This window comes from Micromonospora sp. NPDC005161 (assembly GCF_053599855.1).
The window spans coordinates 64,576-85,442 of record NZ_JBSFYQ010000022.1 but is presented as its reverse complement, the minus strand read 5'-3'; the positions used below and the strand labels follow the sequence as shown (position 1 = coordinate 85,442).

The window sequence follows — 20,867 nt, the reverse complement described above, 5'->3', positions numbered from 1 at the left end:
GCCAGCGAATGACCGTCGGAATCCCGATCCGGCGGCTCTGGCCCGAGCCGTCGGCGCCGCCGCTGGACGACGCCGGGCTCACCACGCTCTACGGCCGCGCCGACCAGCCCCGCCTGCGAGTCAACTTCGTGGCCAGCCTGGACGGCGCGGTCACCGTGGACGGCTACTCCGCCGGGCTCTCCGGCGAGCCGGACAAGCGGGTGTTCGGCCTGCTGCGGATGCTCTGCGACGCGCTGGTGGTGGCCGCCGGCACACTGCGCCACGAGGGCTACCGGGCGGTCCGGCTCGACGAGCGCCGCCGCGCCTGGCGCCGCGAGCACGGGCTGGCCGAGTACCCGACGCTGGTCGTCGTCTCCGGTTCGCTCGACCTCGACCCGGCGCAGGCCGCGTTCGCCGACGGCCCGGTCCGCCCGGTGGTGCTCACCCACGCCGGCGCCGAACCGCCGCCCGGGCTGACCGACGTCGCCGACGTGCTGCGCTGCGGCACCGACCGGGTCGACCTGGCCGCCGGCCTCGACGAGCTGCACAAGCGTGGGCTGACCCAGCTGCTCTGTGAGGGCGGCCCGCAGCTGTTCGGCGCGCTCACCGCCGCCGACCTGGTGGACGAGCTGTGTCTCACCGTCGCGCCGTTGCTCGCCGGGCCGGGCCCGGGCCGGATCATCGCCGGCGACGCCGCGCCACCCCGGCAGCTGCCGCTGCGGCACGTGCTCGCCGCCGACGACGGCGTCCTCATGCTCCGCCACGCCCGCGAGTGAACCCCGGGTCGGCAACGGCCCGTCGCTGACCCGGCACCCAGCGTCGCGTGCCTGACTGGCGATGGTGTCGTCCGCCGCGTCGCGTGGCAACCTGTCGTACTCCTCGGGCAGGATGCACCTCATGCGCGCCGACCGTGATGCCCGACCGACCCGAGTCGCCCGATGACCGACGCCGGCCTCGACACCCCGGGCGAGCCGGTCGGCCGGGTGCTGGGCACCGCCGACGCCACCCCGTTGCAGTTCTGGACGGCCGTGGCCCCCGGCAGCTACCTCCAGCTCGACGACGTGGTGGTGACGCGGCGTGAGCTGCCCGACCGCGAGCCGGTGACGATCGCCGGGGTGGTCACCCAGGTCCGGGCCCGGCACGAGGGCGCCCAGTTCGACTCCGACGTCTTCGCCATCGCCGACGGCACGCTGCCCGCGCAGGTGCAGGAGGCGGCCGAGGTGACCACCACCCGCGTCGACCCGGAGTTCTACGTGCCGCCGACCCCGGGGGCGGTGGTGCACCGGGCCGAGGGCGACGCCCGCGCCCGGGCGCTGCACTTCGACCGGATGGAGCGGCGCATCCCGATGGGGATGGGTCGCGACGGGGTGCCGGTCTACCTCAACGCCGACTTCCTCGACGGCAGCCGGGGCGCGCACGTCTCCATCTCCGGCATCTCCGGCGTGGCCACCAAGACCAGCTTCGCCACCTTCCTGCTCTACTCGGTCTTCCGTTCCGGGGTTCTGGGCGGCGACGCGGTCAACGCCAAGGCGCTGATCTTCAACGTCAAGGGCGAGGATCTGCTCTTCCTCGACCATCCCAACACCCGACTCGACGAGCCCACCCGCGCGGCGTACGCGAAGCTCGGGCTGACCGCCGGCGCGTTCCCCGACGTCCGGGTGTGCGCCCCGCCCCGGGTCGGCGACTCGGCCGGCACTCCGGACGTGAGCAGCCGGCTCACCGGCGTCGACGCCTTCTACTGGACGCTGAGCGAGTTCTGCGCCGACCGGCTGCTGCCGTACGTCTTCGCCGACGCCGACGACGAGCGCCAGCAGTACACGATGGTGGTCCACTCGGTCACCGCGCACCTGGCCCGCTACGCCCAGCCCGCCGACGGCGGGGTGAGCATCGACGGGGTCCGGCTCGGCTCCTACGGCGACCTGGTCGACCACATCGTCGACCAGCTCAACGACGACGAGACCCGCTCCGACTGGGCTGGCAGCGCGGTCGGTCTGGGCACCGTCAACGCGTTCGCGAGGCGGTTGATCGGCAGCAAGAAGGACCTCGCCCGGCTGATCCGCGGCGACCTCGCCACCCGCCGCCCGCACTCGATCAACACGAGCGAGTCGGCGCAGGTCACCGTCGTCGACCTGCACAACCTTCCGGACCGCGCCCAGCGGTTCGTGGTCGGTGTGACGCTCAAGAGCGAGTTCGAGCGCAAGGAGAAGTCGGGCACCGCCAAGCCGCTGCTCTTCGTCGTCCTCGACGAGCTCAACAAGTACGCCCCCCGGGAGGGCTCCTCGCCGATCAAGGAGGTGCTGCTGGACATCGCCGAGCGGGGCCGCTCGCTCGGTGTGATCCTGATCGGCGCCCAGCAGACGGCGAGCGAGGTGGAACGGCGGATCGTCACCAACTCGGCGATCCGGGTGGTCGGCCGGCTCGACCCGGCCGAGGCCTCCCGCCCGGAGTACGGTTTCCTGCCGCCGGCGCAGCGGCAACGGGCGCTGCTGGCCAAGCCGGGCACCATGTTCGTCAACCAGCCCGACATCCCCGTGCCGCTCTGCCTGGAGTTCCCGTTCCCGGCCTGGGCCACGCGGGTCTCCGAGGCGGGCCGCGCGCCATCGGAGACGCTGCGCTCGATCACCCAGTCCGCCGACCCGTTCGCCGTCGTGGGCTCCGGCGGCGGCACCGACGACGACATCCCGTTCTAGGGGGGCCAGCCCAGCCATGAAGATCCTGCACACCTCGGACTGGCACGTCGGCAAGGTGCTCAAGGGGCAGTCCCGGGCCGAGGAACACAAGGCCGTGCTGGCCGGGGTGATCGACATCGCGATAGCCGAGCAGCCGGATCTGGTCATCGTCGCCGGTGACCTCTACGACACGGCCGCGCCCACCTCCGAGGCCACCCGGCTGGTCACCCGGGCGCTGACCGCGCTGCGCCGCACCGGCGCGGACGTGGTCGCGATCGGCGGCAACCACGACAACGGCCCGGCGCTGGACGCGCTGCGGCCGTGGGCGGAGGCCGCCGGGATCACGCTGCGCGGCGGGGTACGGGAAAACCCGGACGAGCACGTGATCGACGGCACCACCGCCGGCGGCGAGCGGTGGCAGTTGGCCGCGCTGCCGTTCCTGTCCCAGCGGTACGCGGTGCGCGCGCTGGAGATGTACGAGCTGACCGCCGCCGAGGCCAACCAGACGTACGCCGACCACCTGGGACGGGTGCTGGGTCGACTCACGGAGGGCTTCACCGAGCCGGACCGGGTGCACCTGGTCACCGCGCACCTGACGGTGACCGGCGCGACCACCGGCGGCGGCGAGCGGGACGCGCACACCGTGCTCGGCTACGCCGTGCCGGCCACCGTCTTCCCGGCCACCGCGCACTACGTGGCGCTGGGCCACCTGCACCGGGCGCAGCGGGTCATCGGCCCCTGCCCGGTGCGCTACAGCGGCAGTCCGCTCGCGGTCGACTTCGGCGAGCAGGAGAACGTCCCCTCCGTGACCGTGGTCGAGGTGACGGCGAGCACCGCGGCCCGGGTCCGCGAGGTGCCGGTGACCGCGGCGAGCGCGCTGCGCACCGTGCGGGGCACCCTGGCCCAGCTCGCCGAGATCGAGGCGCCGGACGCCTGGCTACGGGTGTACGTGCGGGAGCAGCCCCGCGCCGGCCTGCGCGAGGAGGTCCAGGAGCTGCTCCCCCGTGCCCTGGAGATCCGGATCGACCCGGAGCTGCTCGCCGCGTCGGGCAGCGGCGCTCGCATCGCGCAACGCTCCGGGCGCTCGCCCCGGGAGCTGTTCGCCGACTACCTGGACAGCCGGGGCCACGCCGACGAGGGCGTCCGGGAGCTCTTCGACGAACTCTTCGAGGAGGTCGATCACTGATGCGTCCGATGCGGCTGGACATGGCCGGTTTCACGGTCTTCCGGGACGAGACGACCGTCGACTTCACCGACGCCGACTTCTTCGCCCTGATCGGCCCGACCGGCTCGGGCAAGTCCACCGTGCTGGACGCCATCTGTTTCGCCCTCTACGGCACGGTGCCCCGCTGGGGCAGCACCCGTGGGCTGGCGAACGCGCTCGCGCCGTCGGCGACCGAGGCGCGGGTTCGGCTGGTCTTCGAGTCCGGCGGCGCCCGGTACGTGGCCACCCGGGTGGTGCGCCGGGACGGCCGGGGCAACGTCAAGACCGCGAACGCCGGGTTGCAGCTGATGCCGGCCGGCTTCGACGTGACCAAGCTGGACACCGGCCTGAGCCCGGAGGACCTCGGCGAGGTGGTGGCCGGCACCCCCGCCGAGATGGAGCAGGCGGTGCTGGAGGCGGTCGGGCTGCCGTACGAGCAGTTCACCAGCTGTGTGGTGCTGCCGCAGGGCCAGTTCGCCGACTTCCTGCACGCCAAGCCGGCGACCCGGCAGCAGATCCTGGTCAACCTGCTCGGCCTCGGCGTCTACGAGGACGTGCAGAAGCGGGCGACCGCGCGCGCGGCGCAGGCGGAGGCCCGACTGGACGCGGTCGACCAGGTGCTCGCCGGGCTGACCGGCGTGGACGACGAGGCGCTTGCCGAGGCCGACGCCCGGGTCGACCGGATGACCGAGCTGGCCGCCGCGGTGACCGCTGCTGTGCCGGAGCTGGCGGCGGCCCGGGCCGCGGCGCGCGAGGCGGCGGCGGCGCTGAGCGCCCTCGACGACGAGCTCACCGTGCTGACCGGGGTGCGCGCGCCGGGCGGCGTGGCCGAGGTGGCCCTCGCCGTAACCACGGCACGGGCCGACGCCGAGGCGGCGGCCACCGGCGTCTCGCTGGCCGAGGAGCGGGAGGAGAAGCTTCGCGGCGAGCTCGCCGGCGCCGGGGACGAGAGCGCGCTGCGGATGCTGCTGCGGGCGTACGACGACCGCGACCGGCTGACCGGCGAGGCCGAGACGGTCCGCGCGACGGTGACCGCGGCGAACGACGAACACGCCGCGGCGGTGGCGTCGCTGGCGGCCGCCCGCGCCGACGCCGAGCGGGCCGAGGCCGAGCTGGAGGCGGCCTTCCGGGCGCACGAGGAGGCGAAGGCCACCGACCTGGCGGTCAGCCTGCGGGTGCATCTGCATCCCGGCGCCGCCTGCCCGGTCTGCGAGCAGCCGGTGGCCGAGGTGCCGGCGGTGCCGGCCGACTCGGCGGTGGCCGCCGCCACGGCGGCCGGCAAGGCGGCGCGGGCCGCAACGAAGGCCGCCCAGGCGGTCGTGCAGCAGCGGGACGCGGCGGCGCGTGACCTGGAACGGCTGCTGGTGCAGGCCCGGGCCCGGCAGGAGCAGCTGGACGCCCGGTTGGCCGAGCTGGTCGGGCAGCTCTCCGGTGCGGCCGCGCCGGCCGTGTTGCGCCGGGAATTGGCCGAGCACGCCCGGCTGCGGCGCGCGCTGGAGGAGGCGGCGACCGCCGTCCGGGCCGGCCGGGACGCCGCCCGCCAGGCCCGCGCCGGGATGGACGCCGCCGAGGAGCGGCTGCGGGCGGCCTGGCAGGGCTTCGACACCATCCGGGACGGGCTGGCCCGGTTCGGCCCTCCCGCGACCGACCGGGACGACGTCGCCGCCGCGTGGGCGGCGCTGACCGGCTGGGCGGCCACCGAGGCGGACCGGCGCCGCGCCGACCGGGCCGGCCGGGCCGCCGTGGTCGCCGAGGCCGAGGGGGCGGCCGACGCGGTGCAGCGGAGCATCGCCGGCATCTTCGCCGCCGCCGACGTGCCGGTCGCGGACGACCCGGTGCACGCCGCGACCGTGGCGGTGGAACGGGCCGAGGCCGACCGGCGTCGGCTTCGGGAACGCCGCGAGCAGGCCGGGACTCTGCGCGAGCAGCGCGCCGGTCACGAGCGGCAGGCTCAGGTGGCCCGCGCGCTGGCCGGGCATCTGCGGGCCAACAACTTCGAACGGTGGCTGCTGGCCGAGGCGTTGGACCTGCTGGTCGACGGTGCGTCGGGCATCCTGCGGGAGCTCTCCGGCGGGCAGTACGAGCTGGTGCACGACAAGGGTGAGTTCTTCGTGGTCGACCACCACGATGCCGGGCTGCGCCGGGGCGTGCGCACGCTCTCCGGCGGCGAGACGTTCCAGGCGTCGCTGGCATTGGCGCTCGCGCTCTCCGAGCAGCTGGCCGGGATGTCGACCACGGCGGCGACCCTGGAGTCGATCGTCCTGGACGAGGGCTTCGGCACGCTGGACGCGGCCACCCTGGACACGGTGGCGGCCACCCTGGAAAACCTGGCCGCCAGGGGCGACCGGATGGTCGGCGTGGTCACCCACGTGCCGGCGCTGGCCGAACGGATCCCGGTCCGTTTCGAGGTGCGCAAGGATGCCCGCTCGGCGCGCGTGGAACGGACCGGCCGGTGAGTGCAGCGCAGCGGAGCCCCGCAGTCGCGAACGAAGGCGCGACTCGGTGACCGACGCCGCGTTCTTCGTCGACTCGTGGGACCCGGCGTACGGTGCGTCGTTCGAGGCGTCCGCCGCCGGGCCGGCCACGCCGAGCAGCGCGCAGGTCGACGCGGACGTGGAGCTGCCGGCCGTGGACTGGCGGGCGATCGGGGTACGGCCGGGAGTGCGGGCGCCAGACGTGGTGCTGCTGGTTGACGGGGTACGCCGGATCGACGCGAGCATCTGGACGGCCGAGGCCGATGGGGGGTCGTTCCCCGGGTTGGCCGCCTCGTACGCGGCGGGGGTGGTCCGCTGCGACCTGGGCCGGGGTGCGGCGCAGCTGGCCGGCGCCCGGGTGGGCCGTGGCCTGTTCACCGCGAGCCCGTCGGCGCAGGACGTGGTGGCGGGGGCGATCCGCTACGCGGTGCACCGGGTGGGCGGCACCGGTGAGCTGGCCAAGTTGCCGGCTGCCGTGCAGGGCCCGCTGACCGCGCTGGAGGTGGCGGTCTCCGACGCCGCCCGGGTCGACGGCGATCTGCTGGTGGTGGACGGCCCGTTGCGCAGCCGGCGGCAGTTGCCGCGCACACTCGGTTACATCAAGACCCAGCACAGCCAGTACCTGGAAGCCCGGCTGACCGCGGTGGTGACCGCCCTGGCGCCGGGTGAGCGTTCGCCCGTGTTCCGGCTCGGCACGGCGTGGGGCGGCTGGTCGTGGTATCTGCGGCTGCCGGTGGCTGTCGGCGCGCCGTGGGCCGGCATCGTCCGGGTGGAGTGCTCCGCCGACCTGCCCGTCGAGGCGGCGATCGAGCTGGCCGACCTGTCGCTGGTCACCCTGCCCCGGTTCGCCTCCACCCCGTACAAGGACCCGCGGGCCCCGCAGAACCTGATCCCGATCGCCGGCCTGGAGCGCCGGCTGCGGGCCCTGCTCGGCGACTCCCGGTTGTTGCACCGTGCGCTGACGGCCGCGGCCCGAGCGGGCCGCTGACCGCGGATACTGGTCGGGATGGGACGCAAGCGGGCGGGTGACCGGGTGGTCGAGCAGGTGGACACCGGGCAGGCCGAGCTGATCCCGGATCCGGACCGGCCCGGTTCGTGGACGCTGCTGCTGGACGGCGCCCCGCAGTCGCACGTCGACCTGAACGACCCCACCCACCTGGAGTTCGAGTACGTCCGGCGGCTGGCCGCGGCGATCGACCTGATCGCGCCCACCGGCGAGCCGCTGCGGGTGCTGCACCTCGGTGGTGGGGCGTTGACCCTGCCCCGGTACGTCTCCGCCACCCGGCCCGGCTCCACGCAGCGGGTGTCCGAGGTGGACGGCGCGTTGGTGGAGCTGGTCCGCCGGGCGCTGCCCTGGCCGGCCGATGCCCGGCTGCGGGTCCGGGTCGAGGACGCCCGCGCGGTGCTGGCCGCCACCCGGGACGCCAGCTACGACGTGGTGGTCGCCGACGTCTTCGCCGGCGCTCGCACCCCGGCCCACCTCACGTCGGTGGAGTACGCGGCCGAGGTGGCCCGGGTGCTCCGGCCGGCTGGCTGGTACCTGGCGAACCTCGCGGACGGCCCGCCGCTGCGGCACGCCCGTGGGCAGGTCGCCACGGTCCGCTCGGTGCTGCCCCGGGCCTGCCTGGTCGGGGACGCGGCCGTGCTGCGCGGCCGTCGGTACGGCAACCTCGTCCTGGTCGCCGGGCGGACCACGCCTCCGGTGGCCGAGCTGACGCGGCGGGCGGCCGGCGACTGGTTTCCCGGCCGGGTGGTGGCCGGCGACGAGCTGGACCGCTTCGCCGGTGGTGCTCCGGTGGTGCGGGACGCCGACGCCACCGGCTCCGACCCGCCACCGCCGGGCCTGTTCTCCGTCCGCCGCTGATCTGTCCGCCGAGCGGCAGCGCAGAACTTTTTCGCGGTTTGTTGATCCGCTCGGGGCGGCGCTGCGTACCACCGGGCGGCCCGCCTGGTGGGCGGCGTTGGTCAACAGACACCCCGGAGGTCTGCATGCATGCGGTGGCGGCCGGTTGGCATGGCGACGCGATTCGCGCGGACTGGATGTCCGCACGTCCCTCGTCGCGGCCGACCTCGTCTGCCCGGGGGGTCGACGGACGACCGCCCGCTCGCCAGAATGGTTCGGTGACGCCGCGACCGGCGCCCGGGCGCCATCAGGCGACGTCAACCGAGGCGAGCCACTCCGACCAGTTGATCCGGCTGCTCTACGCGGAGCACGCCGGCCCGTTGCTGATGTTCGTCATGCGGCTCACCGGGGGGGACCGGCAGCGCGCGGAGGACATCGTCCAGGAGACGCTGCTGCGGGCCTGGCGCAACGCGCACCGCCTCGGCGCGCAGGGGCAGGGGTCGTTGCGGCCCTGGCTGGTCACCGTGGCCCGCCGTATCGCGATCGACGAGCATCGCAGCGAGCAGGCCCGGCCGCCGGAAACGTACGACCGGGACCTGACCGCGTTCGCCGAGGCGGACAGCACCGACCGGGTGCTGCGCACGATGACCGTGGCGGACGCCCTGCGTACGCTGAGTCAGTCGCACCGCGAGATCCTGATCTCGACGTACTTCCGGGGGCGGACGGTGCCGGAGGCCGCCGAGGAGTTGGGGCTTCCACTCGGCACCGCCAAGTCGCGGGTCTACTACGCGCTGCGCGCGCTTCGCACGGCTCTGCAGGAGCGGGGGGTGACAGAATGAGCCGGCCAGACCACATGGACGTCGCCGCGTACGCGTTGGGCGTCCTCGACGAGCAGGACACCGAGCGGTTCGAGGAGCATCTCGCCACCTGCTGGGCCTGCGCGGCCGAGCTGGAGACGATGGTGCCGGTCGTCGGGCTCCTCTCCGGCATCGACGGCGAGACGATGATGGCGCTGGAGCAGGCCGCGACCGACCCGGCGCTGCTGGACCGGACGCTGGTCGCGGTCCGCGCCGATCGACGACGCACCCGGTTCCGCCAGTTGCTCGCCACCGCCGCGGCGGTGGTGGTCTTCGGTGGCCTGACCGCGGTCGGTTTCGTGAGCGTCACCGACGACGAACCGCCGGGGGTGCTCGCCGAGCCGACGCTGAGCGCGCCGGGGAACGAGCCGCCGACGAGCGCGCCGACCGGGGCGCCTTCCGGCCCGGGGGTCGGCGGTAACGAGGAGGAGGGTGACCAGGTCGACGCCACCGACCCGACGACGGGCGTGCAGACGACGATGTTCCTGGTCACCAAGGACTACGGCACCCGGATCAACTTCAGCCTTCAGCGGTTGCCCGGCCCGCTCATCTGCCGACTGGTGGTGCAGCGGAAGAACTCGACCACGGAGGTCATCTCTACCTGGTCGGTGCCGCCTGGCGGCTACGGCACCAACACTCGCCCGCAGGGCCTCGAGTTGAGCGCTTCGACGTCGGCCCCGGTCGCCGACATCAAGCAGATCCAGGTGCAGTCGGTGAACGGTAACGGGGTGGCCAGACCGCTGGTCACGGTGCCCATGTAGGTTCGCGTACCGCGTCGGCGTCGGCCATTATGACAATGGCCGGCGCCGATGCGGCGTTGTATGGGAACGGTCCGTGTACGGGCACACGCACGGGCGCCCGGATCGGTTCAATCAATTCACGTGAAATTGACCACTGTTACTCCTTCAACCTTGACAGCTCTCCTGCCGTACCTATGGGTGAACTGCCAAGAATGAGGAGGGCACGTGGCACAGATGAAGCGAACCGTCATCGTCGCGAGCGCGATGGTCGCACTAACGGCCTGCGCTCCTGCGGGTTACGACGGGGCGAACTCGAGCGCGGCCGAGCCGGTCGCCGTCGCCGCGGCCGAGCCCACCGCGGCGGCTGAACCCGAGGCCTCGGCGTCCGCAGAGGCTCCCGCCGACGCGCCGCCGCCCGCGGACGTCGACCTGACCGAGCAGTTGATCGGCAAGAAGGTCGCCCGGATGGGCAAGGTGGTCACCGATCAGGACGGCTGGATCCTGTACCGCTTCGACAAGGACACCGCCGACCCGCCCGCGTCGAACTGCGTGGACAAGTGCGCGCAGGTGTGGCCGCCGGCGCTGACCGACGGCAACGCGCAGCTCACCGGCGTCTCCGACGACAAGGTCGGCAGCGTGACCCGGCAGGACGGCACCCGCCAGCTCACTGTCGGCGGCTGGCCGGTGTACCGCTACATCGGTGACAAGAAGCCCGGCCAGTGGAAGGGCCAGGCCGTCGGCGGCACCTGGTTCGTGGTCCAGCCGGACGGCAAGAAGAACCTCAGCTGCCTGCCCACCTCGACGCCGAAGGCGGTCGCCCCGCCGGCGGACAGCGGGTCGAACGACGCCGGCAGCTCGGGCTACTCGTACTGAGCCCGGGCGCCACGAGAGCGCGGTGGTCGGTCGCGGCCGGGGAGGGCGCGGCCGGCCACCGTCGTGTCGAGGGGCTTCCTGGCTCAGCGGCATGACCCGTCCCGACTGCGGCGCCGACGCCCGGCAGGCAGGCAGTGGGTACCGCCCACCGTCCCTTGTTCCGGTAACCTTCCGGCCGCTGCCGCTCTGCGGTAACCACCGGGAGGTAAGAAATCTTGACCACACTCATCGCCCTCCTCGTGGCCGTCGTGCCTGGGGCGCTGCTCGGCTTCGCCCTTCCGCCGGGGCGCTACCGCTGGGTTGCCTGGGCGGCCGCCCCCGCCCTGACTCTGGGCCTGATCGCGCTGACGATGGCCTGGCTGCCCACGCTCGGGCTGCCCGACAGCGCCCTGGCGACGCTCGTCGTGGAGCTGCTCGTGGCCGGCGCCGCGGTCGCGCTCTCCCGGCTGCTGTGCCGGCGCACCGCCGCCAACCAGCGGCCGACCGCCGAGCGCGGCGCCGAGCACACGAACGACGACCAGCGCCGCTCACTGGCGTCGCGCCTCCGGATTCGGCCCGTCCTGCCGCGTCGCGCCGACCTGATCGGGGTCGCCGTGCCGTCGGTGGTGAGCGTGGCGTACGGCTGGGCGATCGTGGGGCGACTCGTCGCCACTCCCGGCTGGGACGCGATGAACCACGGCTACATGGCGAGACGCATTCTCGACACGAACAGTGTCGACATCACCTCGGCGTGCAGTTCGGGTTCGACCGACACGGTCACCTCGTGCGAGTTCTATCCGCTGGCGGAGAACGTCGCCTGGGCGCAGGCGACCCACCTGTCCGGCGGGCTGATGAGCACGACGATGACCGCGTGGGCGATCGTCATCGGGCCGCTCGCCCTGGTCGCCGGCATCTACGCCGCCGTCCGGATCCTCCGCGGGGGACCGGTGATCGCGGCCGCCGCCGCCACCGCCCCGGTCTTCCTGGGCCCGATGTGGACCTCGCTGATCACCGGCCGGGTCAACGAGCAGACCGCTCCCTGCCTGGCCGGTGGGGTCGCCCTGCTGCTCGCACTCGCTCTGCGCGGCCCACACCCGGTACGGCTCGGCCTGCTGGCCGGTCTCGGGGGCGCCGGCATCGTGATGACGCACTCGTACGACGTCCTCTTCGTTGGCGTTCTCGCGCTCGGTGTACTCCTGGTGGCGAGGGGGGCGCTGACCTGGCGCCGCAGCGCGGCGGGCGTCGGGGCGGCCGCCGTCGCGGGCCTCGTCTCGCTCGTGCCCCTGCTCGGCGTCATCCTGGGCGCCGGCGGTGAGCGGATCACCGAACCGCCCGACCTGGTCGGCCAGTGGGGCAAGGCGATCGAGTACTGGGTCACCGATGCGCAACGCTACGTGCTGTGGGCCTACCCGTTGCCGGACAGCTCCAAAGTCCAAATCCACGGGCTGGCCGTTCAGGTTGGCCTCTGGATCGCCATCGCCTGTCTGCTCGCGTCTCCCCTGTCGCTGGTGCTGCCGCAGGTGCGCTGGGCCCGCCCGTGGCTGCTGGCCGGCGTGCTGTTCACGCTCGTCGGGATCTGGACCGTCGCGTCGGGTTCGTCGGCCGCGCAGGCCCTGGCCAGCCTCTGGTACGGCGACAGCGAACGACCCCGTGCGATGATCTTCCCGGTCTACGGGGTGCTCACCGTGGCGGGCGCGATCGTCATCGGGTTGGGAGTCCAGTGGCTGCTCGTGCGGCTCGTCGCCCGTGCCGGGACGCTGCGCGGATCCGCCGCCCCCGCCGCCGTCGCGGCCTCGGTCGTGGTGCTGAGTTTGGCGTCGCTCGCCCTGGTGCCCGACACATGGCGTCCGCTGCGGAAGGCGATGGTGCAGCGGGCGCCGGTCGGGCAGGAGTACCCCCGGGCCTTCGAGTGGCTGGCCGAGCACACCCCGCCGGGCAAGGTGGTCGCGTACGACCGGCACCGGCAGTTCATGAGCTGGTCCTACGCCGATTACGGCACGCCCACCCTGTTCGGCATCCCGCCGCTCGAGAAGGTGGGCCGGGAGAACTACACCGACCGGTGGCGGGCCTTCAGTTGGCTGGTCAACAACAAGAAGGCGCCGAAGAACCAGGGCTGCACGGTACGCCGGTTCGCCATCGAGTACCTGGTGGTGGGCGGCCGCGACTACAAGGGTTGGCCGGCGAACTACGAGCAGGAGCGGCTCGACGACAGCGACCGGCTGACCCTGGTCCACCGGGAGGGCCACGTGCGGATCTACCAGGTCACCGATGCGGGGCGGGCCTGCTCGTCCGGCCAGTGACGGTTCGCGACCGGCACCGACGGAACGTCATGGATCGCAAAGGCACCATTTGCCCGATGTAATCCGAACGGACAGTTACCCCGAGGTGAGGAGAGGGTGTTCGGGCGGAGATCGCACTGGTACCTTTCCGCTGCGCGACCGGCGTGGTGAGCCGGCCGCCCGTGCGGCATGCCCGCACAGGCGAAGGGACGACGTCGACCGCTCACCGGTCGGCGACAGGAAACGGGGGCAAGGCGTGGGACGCAGGGTGATCGTTGCCCTTCCGTGGTCGGGACGGAGTGGCCCGGCCCGCCCGCGCCGCCGGATCGCGAATGACGCGCGTACGCGTCGGAACGGCGGTCGAGGATGATGCTGCGCCCACACCGTATGGTGCCGAAGGCGTACCGGGAGCGACTCATCCAGCTCGTGCCGCCCCAACGGCAGCTCTGGCTCGTCCGTCGGCTGACCCGGGTCACCGTCCGCCGATCCCGGACCGCGCCCGGTGAGGTGCGTCAGGTCCGGGATGTCGACGGCCTCCGGGTGGATGCTCGGGTCGTCGAGGAGGCGACGCCGCTGGCCCTCCGGCAGCGCAACCTCGACCTGGTGACCCGGGCGCTCGACGAGGCCGGGATCGACGGTTTCCACGTGCGTCACGCCGACGACCTGCGCAGCGCGATCGCCGTGTCGCGCAAACACAGGGCGACGGTGCTCAAGGTGCTCGGCCGGGCCACGTCGACCGACGGGGTCACCCTGCGCTTCATCGACGCGGGTCGCCGCGAGGTCGGCGCCAACCACCCCGATGCGATCGCACAGGTCTTCCACGCGGTCACCGACCCCTTCGGCCACACCGTTCTCGGCAGTGCCTTCGCCTGTGAGGTCGAGTTCTGGCGCACGGTGTCGCCGCAGGAGAAGCCCGAGGCGGACCTCGTCGCGCCGCGCGGCAACCAGGTCGCGGCGGCCGTGCCGGAGACGGGCGAGACGATCCGCGTCCCGGCGTCCCAGCTCAGCCGCTTCGTGCCGGCTGGCGGGCCGGCCACCTACCGCACCCGGGCCGAGTTCGCCGGCCTCGGCCACGAGCACATCACCTTCCCGATCGACGTCGTCTACACCTGGGTGGACGGTGACGACAGCGACTGGCAGGCACGGAAGAACGCGGCCCTGCGCGAGCACGGGCAGGCCGAGATCAATCTGGTCGGCGCGCACGCCTCCCGCTACGCCAGCCGCGACGAGCTGCGGTACTCGCTGCGCTCCGTGGTGTCGTTCGCGCCGTGGGTCCGGCAGATCTACCTGGTGACCGACGACCAGGTCCCGCCGTGGTTGGACGTCGAGCACCCGATGGTGCGGGTCGTGCGCCACCGCGAGATCTTCGGTGGCACCGGTCAGCTGCCGACCTTCAACTCGCACGCCATCGAGTCCCGGCTGCACCTCATCCCGGGCCTCAGCGAGCACTTCATCTACGTCAACGACGACATGTTCTTCGGGCGCCCGCTGCTCCCGACCACGTTCTTCCACGCCAACGGCATCGCGAAGTTCTTTCCGTCGCCGGCCCAGTTGGACGTCGGCCCGGCGACCGTCTACGACGCGCCCGTGACCGCGGCCGGCAAGAACAACCGCCAGCACCTCGAGGAACGGTTCGGGCGCACCATCACGCAGAAGATGCGGCACGTCCCGTACCCGCTGCGCAAGAGCGTGCTGGAGGACATCGAGCGACACCTGCCGGCCGAGGTGGTGGGCACCGCCGGGCATCAGTTCCGGCACCCGCAGGATCTCTCGATCCCGTCCTCGTTGCAGCACTACTGGTCGTTCTTCTCCGGCCAGGCGGTGCCCGGGTCGATCCGGTACACGTACGCCGACCTGGCCCACCCGTCCACCCCGGTGAAGCTGGCCAACCTGCTGGCACGGCGGCACTGCGACGTGTTCTGCCTCAACGACACCGACTCGGGCGAGGTCCTCCTCTCCGAGCAGGTCGCCATGCTGACCGACTTCCTTTCGGCGTACCTTCCGTTCCGGGCGCCGTTCGAGCTCCCGGCCGAGGTCGAGGCGGAGCGGGCGAGGATGACGGCGACGGCCCGGGCGGCGACGTACCTTCCGGAGGCCGCCGCGATTCCCAGCTGGCAGGCCCCCACGCCCGGCGGTGTCGACCCGGCGACCGACGAACCCGGGTGGGTCCGATGAATCCGCCCAACCGGTTGGCACAGCCCCGACTGCTGCAGGCGGTACACGGTGCCCGCCGCCGCGCCGGTCTGGTCACCGACCGGCTCGTCGAGCGGGTCACCCGCCTGCGGCACGACCCGGTCGCCGGGCTGCCACCAGCCGACTGCGACTTCTTCGCCGTGCTCGACGGGCGCACGCTGCACGTGCACGCGGTGCTCCCGGCCGGCACCGAACCGACCGACCGGGCCGAGATCTTCTTCGTTCGCGAGGGCGACACGCTCCGCTGCCCGGCGACGGTCCGACGGGAGGACGATCGGCTCGCCGTGGAGGTGGTGGCCCGTCTCGGTGACTCCGCCGACGAGATTCCGCTGAGCAAGGGCACCTGGTCGCTGGGGCTCGCGGTGGACGCCGGCGCGGCAGGTGAGCGTCGCTTCTCCCTGACGGTCGACGAGACCCCGGACCGGGACGGACCGACCGTGGGCAACCCGCCGCACCCGGTGTCCGGGTGGCTGTATCGGCCGGGGCGTAGCGGCGACGGGCTCGCCCAGCTCACGGTCACCGGCGCGCGCGCCCGGGCCGAAGTGGTCCAGCTCGCGACCGGCCACGCCGAGGCCCGGATCCGGGCCCGGTTCGTCGGCGTACGGCCGCAGGACGCTCCGGCGGTGGTCTTCACGCCGCGGGGCGGTGGCGCCGACGTGGTCGTGCCCATCGCACCGGTCGACGACGGCTTCGAGTTCGTCGTACCCCTCGCCGACCTGGCGCCGGACCGGCCGGGCGAGGAGGTCATCTGGGAGGCGTGGGTGCGCACCTCCGCGACCCGGGTGGTCCGGCTCGGCCGGTTCCTGCACGACCTCACCGACCCACGTACGGTCCTCCGCGTGAGCCGGGCCGTCCTGCCGCTGGACGGCGACCAGTTCGTTGGTTACCGCCCGTACTACACCGCAGCCGGCAATCTGGCGGTGGCCTGCCTCCGCTTCACACGTTTCACGGGGACACCGAGTTGAAGATCACCTTCCTCCTGCTGACCGCCGATGCCATGGGCGGCACGGAACGCGCCATCCTCACCCAGGCCGATCACCTCTCGCGGCGGCACACGGTCGAGGTGATCAGCGTCTACCGCACCAGCGACGAGGGCTTCTTCCAGGCCGACGAGCGGGTACGGATGCGCTACCTCGTCGACCTGACCGGCCCGACGCCGCGACCGACCCGACCGTCGAGCGTCGACGACGAGACGTACGAGGCGCTGTACCGCAGCCGGAGCCGGTTGATGCCGGCTCGTTGGGAGAAGCAGGGCAGCCGCCTCGCCGACCTGGAGATCGACCGTGCGCTGCGGTCGCTCGACACCGACGTACTCGTCTCCTCCTCGCCGGCGCTGATGGCCATGGCCGTCACGCTCGCGCCGCCCTCCGTGGTCACGGTGCACCAGGAGCACCGGCCGTCGCAGTTGCGGGGCGGGACCGGCGAGCCGCTGTTCCAGTTCGCGCCGCGACTGGACGCGCTGGTGGTGCTGACCGATCGCACCCGGGACTGGTTCGTCGACACCTTCGCGACGTCCTGCCCACGGATCGAGGTCATCCCGAACAGCATTCCCGACGGGTTCCGGCCCCGGTCCAGCCTCCGCAACCCGGTGGTGAGCGTGGCGGGTCGGATGGTGTCGGAGAAGCGCATCGACCACGCCATCCGCGCCTTCCGCACGGTCGCCGACAGGTATCCGGACTGGACGCTACGGGTCTTCGGCGGCGGTCCACTGCTCGCGGAGATGCGCAGCCTGGCCGCCGACCTCGGTCTGAGTGACAAAGTGCAGGTGCTCGGGCCGACCGGCCGGATGGTCGAGGAGTGGTCGAAGACCAGCATCGCGCTGCTGTCCTCGCGCGACGGTGAGGCGCTCCCGCTGGTGCTGCTGGAGGCGTTCGCGGCCGGCGTCCCCGCGGTGGCGTACGACATCGTGACCGGACCAGCGGAGATCATCACCCACGGCGAGAACGGCTTCCTGGTCAGCTCCGGCGACATCGACGGTCTGGCCGACGCGATGATGAGACTCATCGCGGACGAGCGGCTGCGGCAGGACTTCGGGGCCGGCGCGCTGCGCGCCGCCGAGGACTACCGCATCGAGCCGATCATGCGGCGCTGGGAGGAGCTCTTCGCGGAGCTGATCGCGGCGCGCGCTGACAACGAATCGGCCGGCGCCGACCGGCTCGCCGCGTGGGTCGGACGCACCGGCGGATCCGGCTTCGCTCCCGCAGCCTCCCTCCCCGGCCAGATCACCAGCGGGCCCGACGTGGCGACCATCGAGGGGCGTATCCAGGAGACGGTCGCGGGATTGGTCCGCTCCGGCGGCCGCCTCAGCGTCGTCCGGGACGACCTGACGCCCGCTGACGCCGCCCACGCCAACTTCACCGCGGTGACCGATCTCCTCTGGAGACAGGCCATTCCCTACTGGGTGCCGCGCGACCACGGCATCCGACACCGGGTGGTGGTCGCCCTGGAGCATCGCGACGCGGTGCTCGCCGCCCTCGCGGAGGAGTTCTCCGCCGCGCCCTTCTACGCCGAGACCCTCACCACCGACGCCAAGGTCACGGCCGTGACCCTCGCCGCGTGCCTGACCGCCGAGAGCCGGGCCGCCGAGGCCGTCGGCCTGCGGCTGTTCCGGCCGGTGGTGTCGTCGTCGCGGACCCTCCGGTACGGGCCCGCGCTCGGCTGTGACCTCGAGTTCTGGACCCCGTCGCAGGACGGCTCGGCGCTGGTCGCCACCCGCACCACACTGCTCGGCCCGAGCGTCCCGGTGGCGGCCATGACACCGGCCACCCTGACGGTGCGGGGGCGGCAGCATCCCACCATCGAGCCTTTCAACCACCGGCTGATCTCCGACCTGGACTTCCCGGTCGATGTCGTCTACACCTGGGTGGACGGGGACGACCCGCAGTGGCGCGCGGCCAAGGACCGCGTCCTCGCGGAGCTGGGGCGCGACCCGCTCGCGGCGGCGGACGGGTCGGCCCGTTTCCGGGATCGGGATGAGCTGCGATACTCGTTGCGCTCCATCGACATGTACGCCCCGTGGGTGCGCAACATCTACGTGGTGACGGCGGGGCAGACCCCGACCTGGCTCGACACCGACCACCCCCGGGTCAGCGTCGTGGATCACCGCGAGCTGTTCGGTGGACGCGGCATCCTGCCGACGTTCAACTCACACGCCATCGAGTCGCAACTGCACCACATCGACGGCCTCGCCGAGCACTTCATCTACTTCAACGACGACTTCTTCCTGGGCCGCCCGATCCGGCCGACGGTGTTCTTCGATCCGACCGGCCGGGCGAGGTTCTTCCTCTCGCCGACGCCGATTCCGATGCTCGACGTCGACGCGGAGGACGACTTCAACTTCAGCGCGGCCAAGAACAACCGCCAGCTGATCCGGAACGCGTTCGGTCGTACGCTGACCCATGGCCTGCTGCACGCGCCGTACGCGATGACCCGCAGCGTCGGCAACGAGCTGGATCGGCAGTTCGCCGACGAGGTGAAGCTCGCCGCCGCGTCCCAGCTGCGGTCCCACTCCGACGTCTCGGTCGCGTCCTCGCTGCATCACTACGTCGGCTACCTGACCGGGCGGTCCGTGCCGGGCAGCATCCGGATGAGCTACGTCAACACCGGCGAGCCGTTGGAGCACCCGCAGCTGACCCAGATCATGACGACCCGGGGCTACGACTCGTTCTGCCTCAACGACACCCACCACGGTCAGCTCGACGCCGAGGAGCAGGGCCGGATCGTCATGACCTTCCTCGAGAGCTACTTCCCCGTGCCCAGTCAGTTCGAGCGGGGCAGCATCCGCAACCGGGCCCGCTGAGCGGGGACCGCGACACCGCCCCTAACGCGGCGGAAGGTCCGGTCCCCGACGGCGCTCCTCCGCCTGGTGGTCGGCAGGTCGGCCGGCAGCGATGCGGCCGGAGGGCAGGGTGGGCGCGTCCAGCCGGGGACCGACCCGGGGTTTGTGCACCACGGCCGCGTCCGCATGCCTGCCGACCCGGAGTGCGGGTGTCGTCGGCGCGTCCAGCTGCCTGCCGCGCCGGTCGGCACCGCGAGCCTGTCGCCACAGGTCGGTGGCCCCGATCTTCCGGCGTTCGGCGATCACGTCGTCGGGCAGCTCGAACGGGGCCGGGAAGGGCAGGTAGCGCGGCAGGAAATCGGCCAGCATGCTCTCCTGCTCCTGGAACGCGTTCGGGTCCGAGTCGGTGTCGTTGAGGCAGAAGACGTCGCGGTGCCGACGAGCGAGCAACTCGGTGAGGCGGGCGGGCGTCGAGGGGTGACCGAGGTCGGCGTACTCGTACTCGATGTCGCCGGGGACCGCCTGCGCGGTGAGGTACGCCCAGTACTGGTGCAACGACGACGGGATCGAGAGGTCGCCGTGGTGGCGGAAGCGGTGCTGCGCGGTGGCCGTCACGTCCGCCTGCAGGGTGACCTCGATCTGCCGCATGATGCTGCGCCGGAGCACGAATGGCGTGTGCTTCATCTTCTGCGTGATCGTGACGCCGAACTGCCGCTGGATGTGTCGGCGGTTGTTCTTGCCGGCAGCCTTCACCGGCGGGTCGCTCGGCTTCGCCTCGCCCAGCCCGAACTGCGCCGGTGACAGGAAGAACTTCGCGATCCCGTTGGCGTGGACGAAGTGCGTCGGCAGCAGCGGCCGACCGAGGAAGACGTCGTCGTTGAGGTAGAGGAAATGTTCGGCCAGACCGTCGATGCGGTGCAGCCGGGACTCGATGGCGTGCGAGTTGAACGACGACCGACCGCCGAGGTCGGCGAAGAGGTCGGTGTGCGACACGACGGTGACCATCGGGTGGCTCGGGTCGAGCCAGCTGGGCAACTGACTGTCGGTGATCAGGAAAATCCGGCGTAGCCACGGTGCGAAGCTGTGCAGCGAGCGCATCGAGTACCGCAGCTCGTCCCGGTTGTGGTAGCGCGACGTGTTTGCCGCGATCGCGTGCAGCGGGCCATCGGGGGTGCCGAGTGCGGCCATCTTCCGCTGCAACCACTCCGGGTCGGACCCGTCCACCCACGTGTAGACGGCGTCGATCGGGAAGCCCACCCGGTCCGGCGCCCGGACAGCCAGGTCGCGGCGGGTGCCGTAGCTGTGGTCGTCGGCCTCGGGGACGAAATGGCTCAGCAGTGCCGCGGCGACCCGGACCCGTTGCGCCTCGGCGGGCGCCTCGTCGACCACGCCGTTGCGCCGGGGCGCGCGGACCACGTCCCCGTGCCGGCTCCAAAACTCGATCTCGCACGCGAACTGGACGCCGAGGACCACGCCGGCGCGGAAGTCGGTCACCGGGAACCAGACCTGGAACACCTCGGTCGGCACGGCGTCCGGCTGGTCCCGGCCGGGCTTGACCTGCACCACCCGCACCTGGGCGCCCGACAGCGCCGGCGCGGAGCGGATCAGGCGTCGCACCGCCCCCCGCTGGTCGTCGAGGACGGCGACCGTGCTGCGCAGGTGGTCGTCGTTGCGGATGCAGTGGTATTCGATGCCAGCCGACTCCAGGGCGGTGGTGACGGCGGTGAGGTTGCGGTGCCACTGCCGCAAGGGGGTGGCCTTCGCGACCACCTCGGCGCGGGTACGGATGCCGCCGTCGGAGACCCGCACGTGGGCGCCCAGCGGATGCACGGTGTCGGCACCGCGCCGACGGGAGAACGTGCGCACGAGGCCCATCCGCCGGTGCGCGGGCAGCATGCCCAGCAGGGCGCGGCGTACGGGCTGGGGCATCAGGCGGTAGATGCGCAGGGCGATCATGCTTCGGGCCGTCCCGCCGGGGTGGCCACGTCGTTCGCGGCCA

General features: G+C 72.6%; 14 protein-coding genes. 13 read left to right on the top strand and 1 reads right to left on the bottom strand.

The features are described 5' to 3' along the window. Positions 1-8 precede the first annotated feature (8 nt). The 13 genes from ACWD5O_RS21375 to ACWD5O_RS21315 all read left to right on the top strand — a co-directional run bounded on the left by ACWD5O_RS21375 (position 9) and on the right by ACWD5O_RS21315 (position 18,889). The gene (locus ACWD5O_RS21375) at positions 9-755 is read left to right on the top strand and encodes a pyrimidine reductase family protein (protein WP_450086298.1); all 747 of its coding nucleotides are present in this window, start codon (positions 9-11) and stop codon (positions 753-755) included. Positions 756-917: 162 nt separating this feature from the next. Next, positions 918-2,669 carry an ATP-binding protein gene (locus ACWD5O_RS21370; protein WP_450086297.1) on the top strand — a complete coding sequence of 584 codons (1,752 nt, stop codon included), beginning with the start codon at positions 918-920 and terminating at the stop codon, positions 2,667-2,669. Between the two features lie 16 nt (positions 2,670-2,685). After that, positions 2,686-3,834: an exonuclease SbcCD subunit D gene (locus ACWD5O_RS21365; RefSeq protein ID WP_449935258.1), complete on the top strand. Its 1,149-nt coding sequence runs from the start codon at positions 2,686-2,688 to the stop codon at positions 3,832-3,834. Further along, the gene (locus tag ACWD5O_RS21360) at positions 3,834-6,308 is read left to right on the top strand and encodes an AAA family ATPase (protein WP_450086296.1); all 2,475 of its coding nucleotides are present in this window, start codon (positions 3,834-3,836) and stop codon (positions 6,306-6,308) included. Before ACWD5O_RS21365 ends, ACWD5O_RS21360 begins: the two co-directional genes overlap by 1 nt. Positions 6,309-6,354: 46 nt before the next feature. Next, the gene (locus tag ACWD5O_RS21355; RefSeq protein ID WP_450086295.1) at positions 6,355-7,314 is read left to right on the top strand and encodes a hypothetical protein; all 960 of its coding nucleotides are present in this window, start codon (positions 6,355-6,357) and stop codon (positions 7,312-7,314) included. Positions 7,315-7,332: 18 nt separating this feature from the next. Further along, entirely contained in the window at positions 7,333-8,190 is an 858-nt protein-coding gene (locus ACWD5O_RS21350) for a spermidine synthase (RefSeq protein WP_354963065.1), read from the top strand. 125 nt (positions 8,191-8,315) lie between these two features. Beyond that, on the top strand, positions 8,316-9,008 hold the full coding sequence (locus ACWD5O_RS21345; protein WP_450086294.1) for a sigma-70 family RNA polymerase sigma factor: 693 nt from the start codon (positions 8,316-8,318) through the stop codon (positions 9,006-9,008). Then, on the top strand, positions 9,005-9,787 hold the full coding sequence (locus ACWD5O_RS21340; protein WP_450086293.1) for an anti-sigma factor family protein: 783 nt from the start codon (positions 9,005-9,007) through the stop codon (positions 9,785-9,787). Before ACWD5O_RS21345 ends, ACWD5O_RS21340 begins: the two co-directional genes overlap by 4 nt. A gap of 204 nt (positions 9,788-9,991) precedes the next feature. Next, positions 9,992-10,639, top strand: a complete 648-nt coding sequence (locus ACWD5O_RS21335) for a hypothetical protein (protein WP_354963068.1) — start codon at positions 9,992-9,994, stop codon at positions 10,637-10,639. Between the two features lie 215 nt (positions 10,640-10,854). Continuing rightward, positions 10,855-12,918: a DUF6541 family protein gene (locus tag ACWD5O_RS21330; RefSeq protein WP_450086292.1), complete on the top strand. Its 2,064-nt coding sequence runs from the start codon at positions 10,855-10,857 to the stop codon at positions 12,916-12,918. Positions 12,919-13,266: 348 nt separating this feature from the next. Then, complete coding sequence (locus ACWD5O_RS21325) at positions 13,267-15,072, top strand: stealth family protein (protein ID WP_449935245.1); 1,806 nt, start codon at positions 13,267-13,269, stop codon at positions 15,070-15,072. After that, the gene (locus ACWD5O_RS21320) at positions 15,069-16,055 is read left to right on the top strand and encodes a hypothetical protein (RefSeq protein ID WP_450086291.1); all 987 of its coding nucleotides are present in this window, start codon (positions 15,069-15,071) and stop codon (positions 16,053-16,055) included. Before ACWD5O_RS21325 ends, ACWD5O_RS21320 begins: the two co-directional genes overlap by 4 nt. Next, positions 16,052-18,889 carry a stealth conserved region 3 domain-containing protein gene (locus tag ACWD5O_RS21315; protein ID WP_450086290.1) on the top strand — a complete coding sequence of 946 codons (2,838 nt, stop codon included), beginning with the start codon at positions 16,052-16,054 and terminating at the stop codon, positions 18,887-18,889. Before ACWD5O_RS21320 ends, ACWD5O_RS21315 begins: the two co-directional genes overlap by 4 nt. A 21-nt stretch (positions 18,890-18,910) precedes the next feature. Here the strand turns inward: ACWD5O_RS21315 and ACWD5O_RS21310 are convergent, their stop codons facing one another. Continuing rightward, positions 18,911-20,824 (bottom strand): stealth family protein, encoded by a 1,914-nt coding sequence (locus ACWD5O_RS21310; protein ID WP_450086289.1) that lies wholly within the window; start codon positions 20,822-20,824, stop codon positions 18,911-18,913. Positions 20,825-20,867 lie beyond the last annotated feature (43 nt).

Excerpts from the sequence above, each read along its gene's own strand:
- ACWD5O_RS21320 (WP_450086291.1), top strand. The coding sequence starts at position 15,069 with ATGAATCCGCCCAACCGGTTGGCACAGCCCCGACTGCTGCAGGCGGTA.
- ACWD5O_RS21340 (WP_450086293.1), top strand. The coding sequence starts at position 9,005 with ATGAGCCGGCCAGACCACATGGACGTCGCCGCGTACGCGTTGGGCGTC.
- ACWD5O_RS21350 (WP_354963065.1), top strand. The coding sequence starts at position 7,333 with ATGGGACGCAAGCGGGCGGGTGACCGGGTGGTCGAGCAGGTGGACACC.
- ACWD5O_RS21375 (WP_450086298.1), top strand. The coding sequence starts at position 9 with ATGACCGTCGGAATCCCGATCCGGCGGCTCTGGCCCGAGCCGTCGGCG.
- ACWD5O_RS21345 (WP_450086294.1), top strand. The coding sequence starts at position 8,316 with ATGCATGCGGTGGCGGCCGGTTGGCATGGCGACGCGATTCGCGCGGAC.
- ACWD5O_RS21310 (WP_450086289.1), bottom strand. The coding sequence starts at position 20,824 with ATGATCGCCCTGCGCATCTACCGCCTGATGCCCCAGCCCGTACGCCGC.
- ACWD5O_RS21365 (WP_449935258.1), top strand. The coding sequence starts at position 2,686 with ATGAAGATCCTGCACACCTCGGACTGGCACGTCGGCAAGGTGCTCAAG.
- ACWD5O_RS21370 (WP_450086297.1), top strand. The coding sequence starts at position 918 with ATGACCGACGCCGGCCTCGACACCCCGGGCGAGCCGGTCGGCCGGGTG.
- ACWD5O_RS21325 (WP_449935245.1), top strand. The coding sequence starts at position 13,267 with ATGCTGCGCCCACACCGTATGGTGCCGAAGGCGTACCGGGAGCGACTC.
- ACWD5O_RS21360 (WP_450086296.1), top strand. The coding sequence starts at position 3,834 with ATGCGTCCGATGCGGCTGGACATGGCCGGTTTCACGGTCTTCCGGGAC.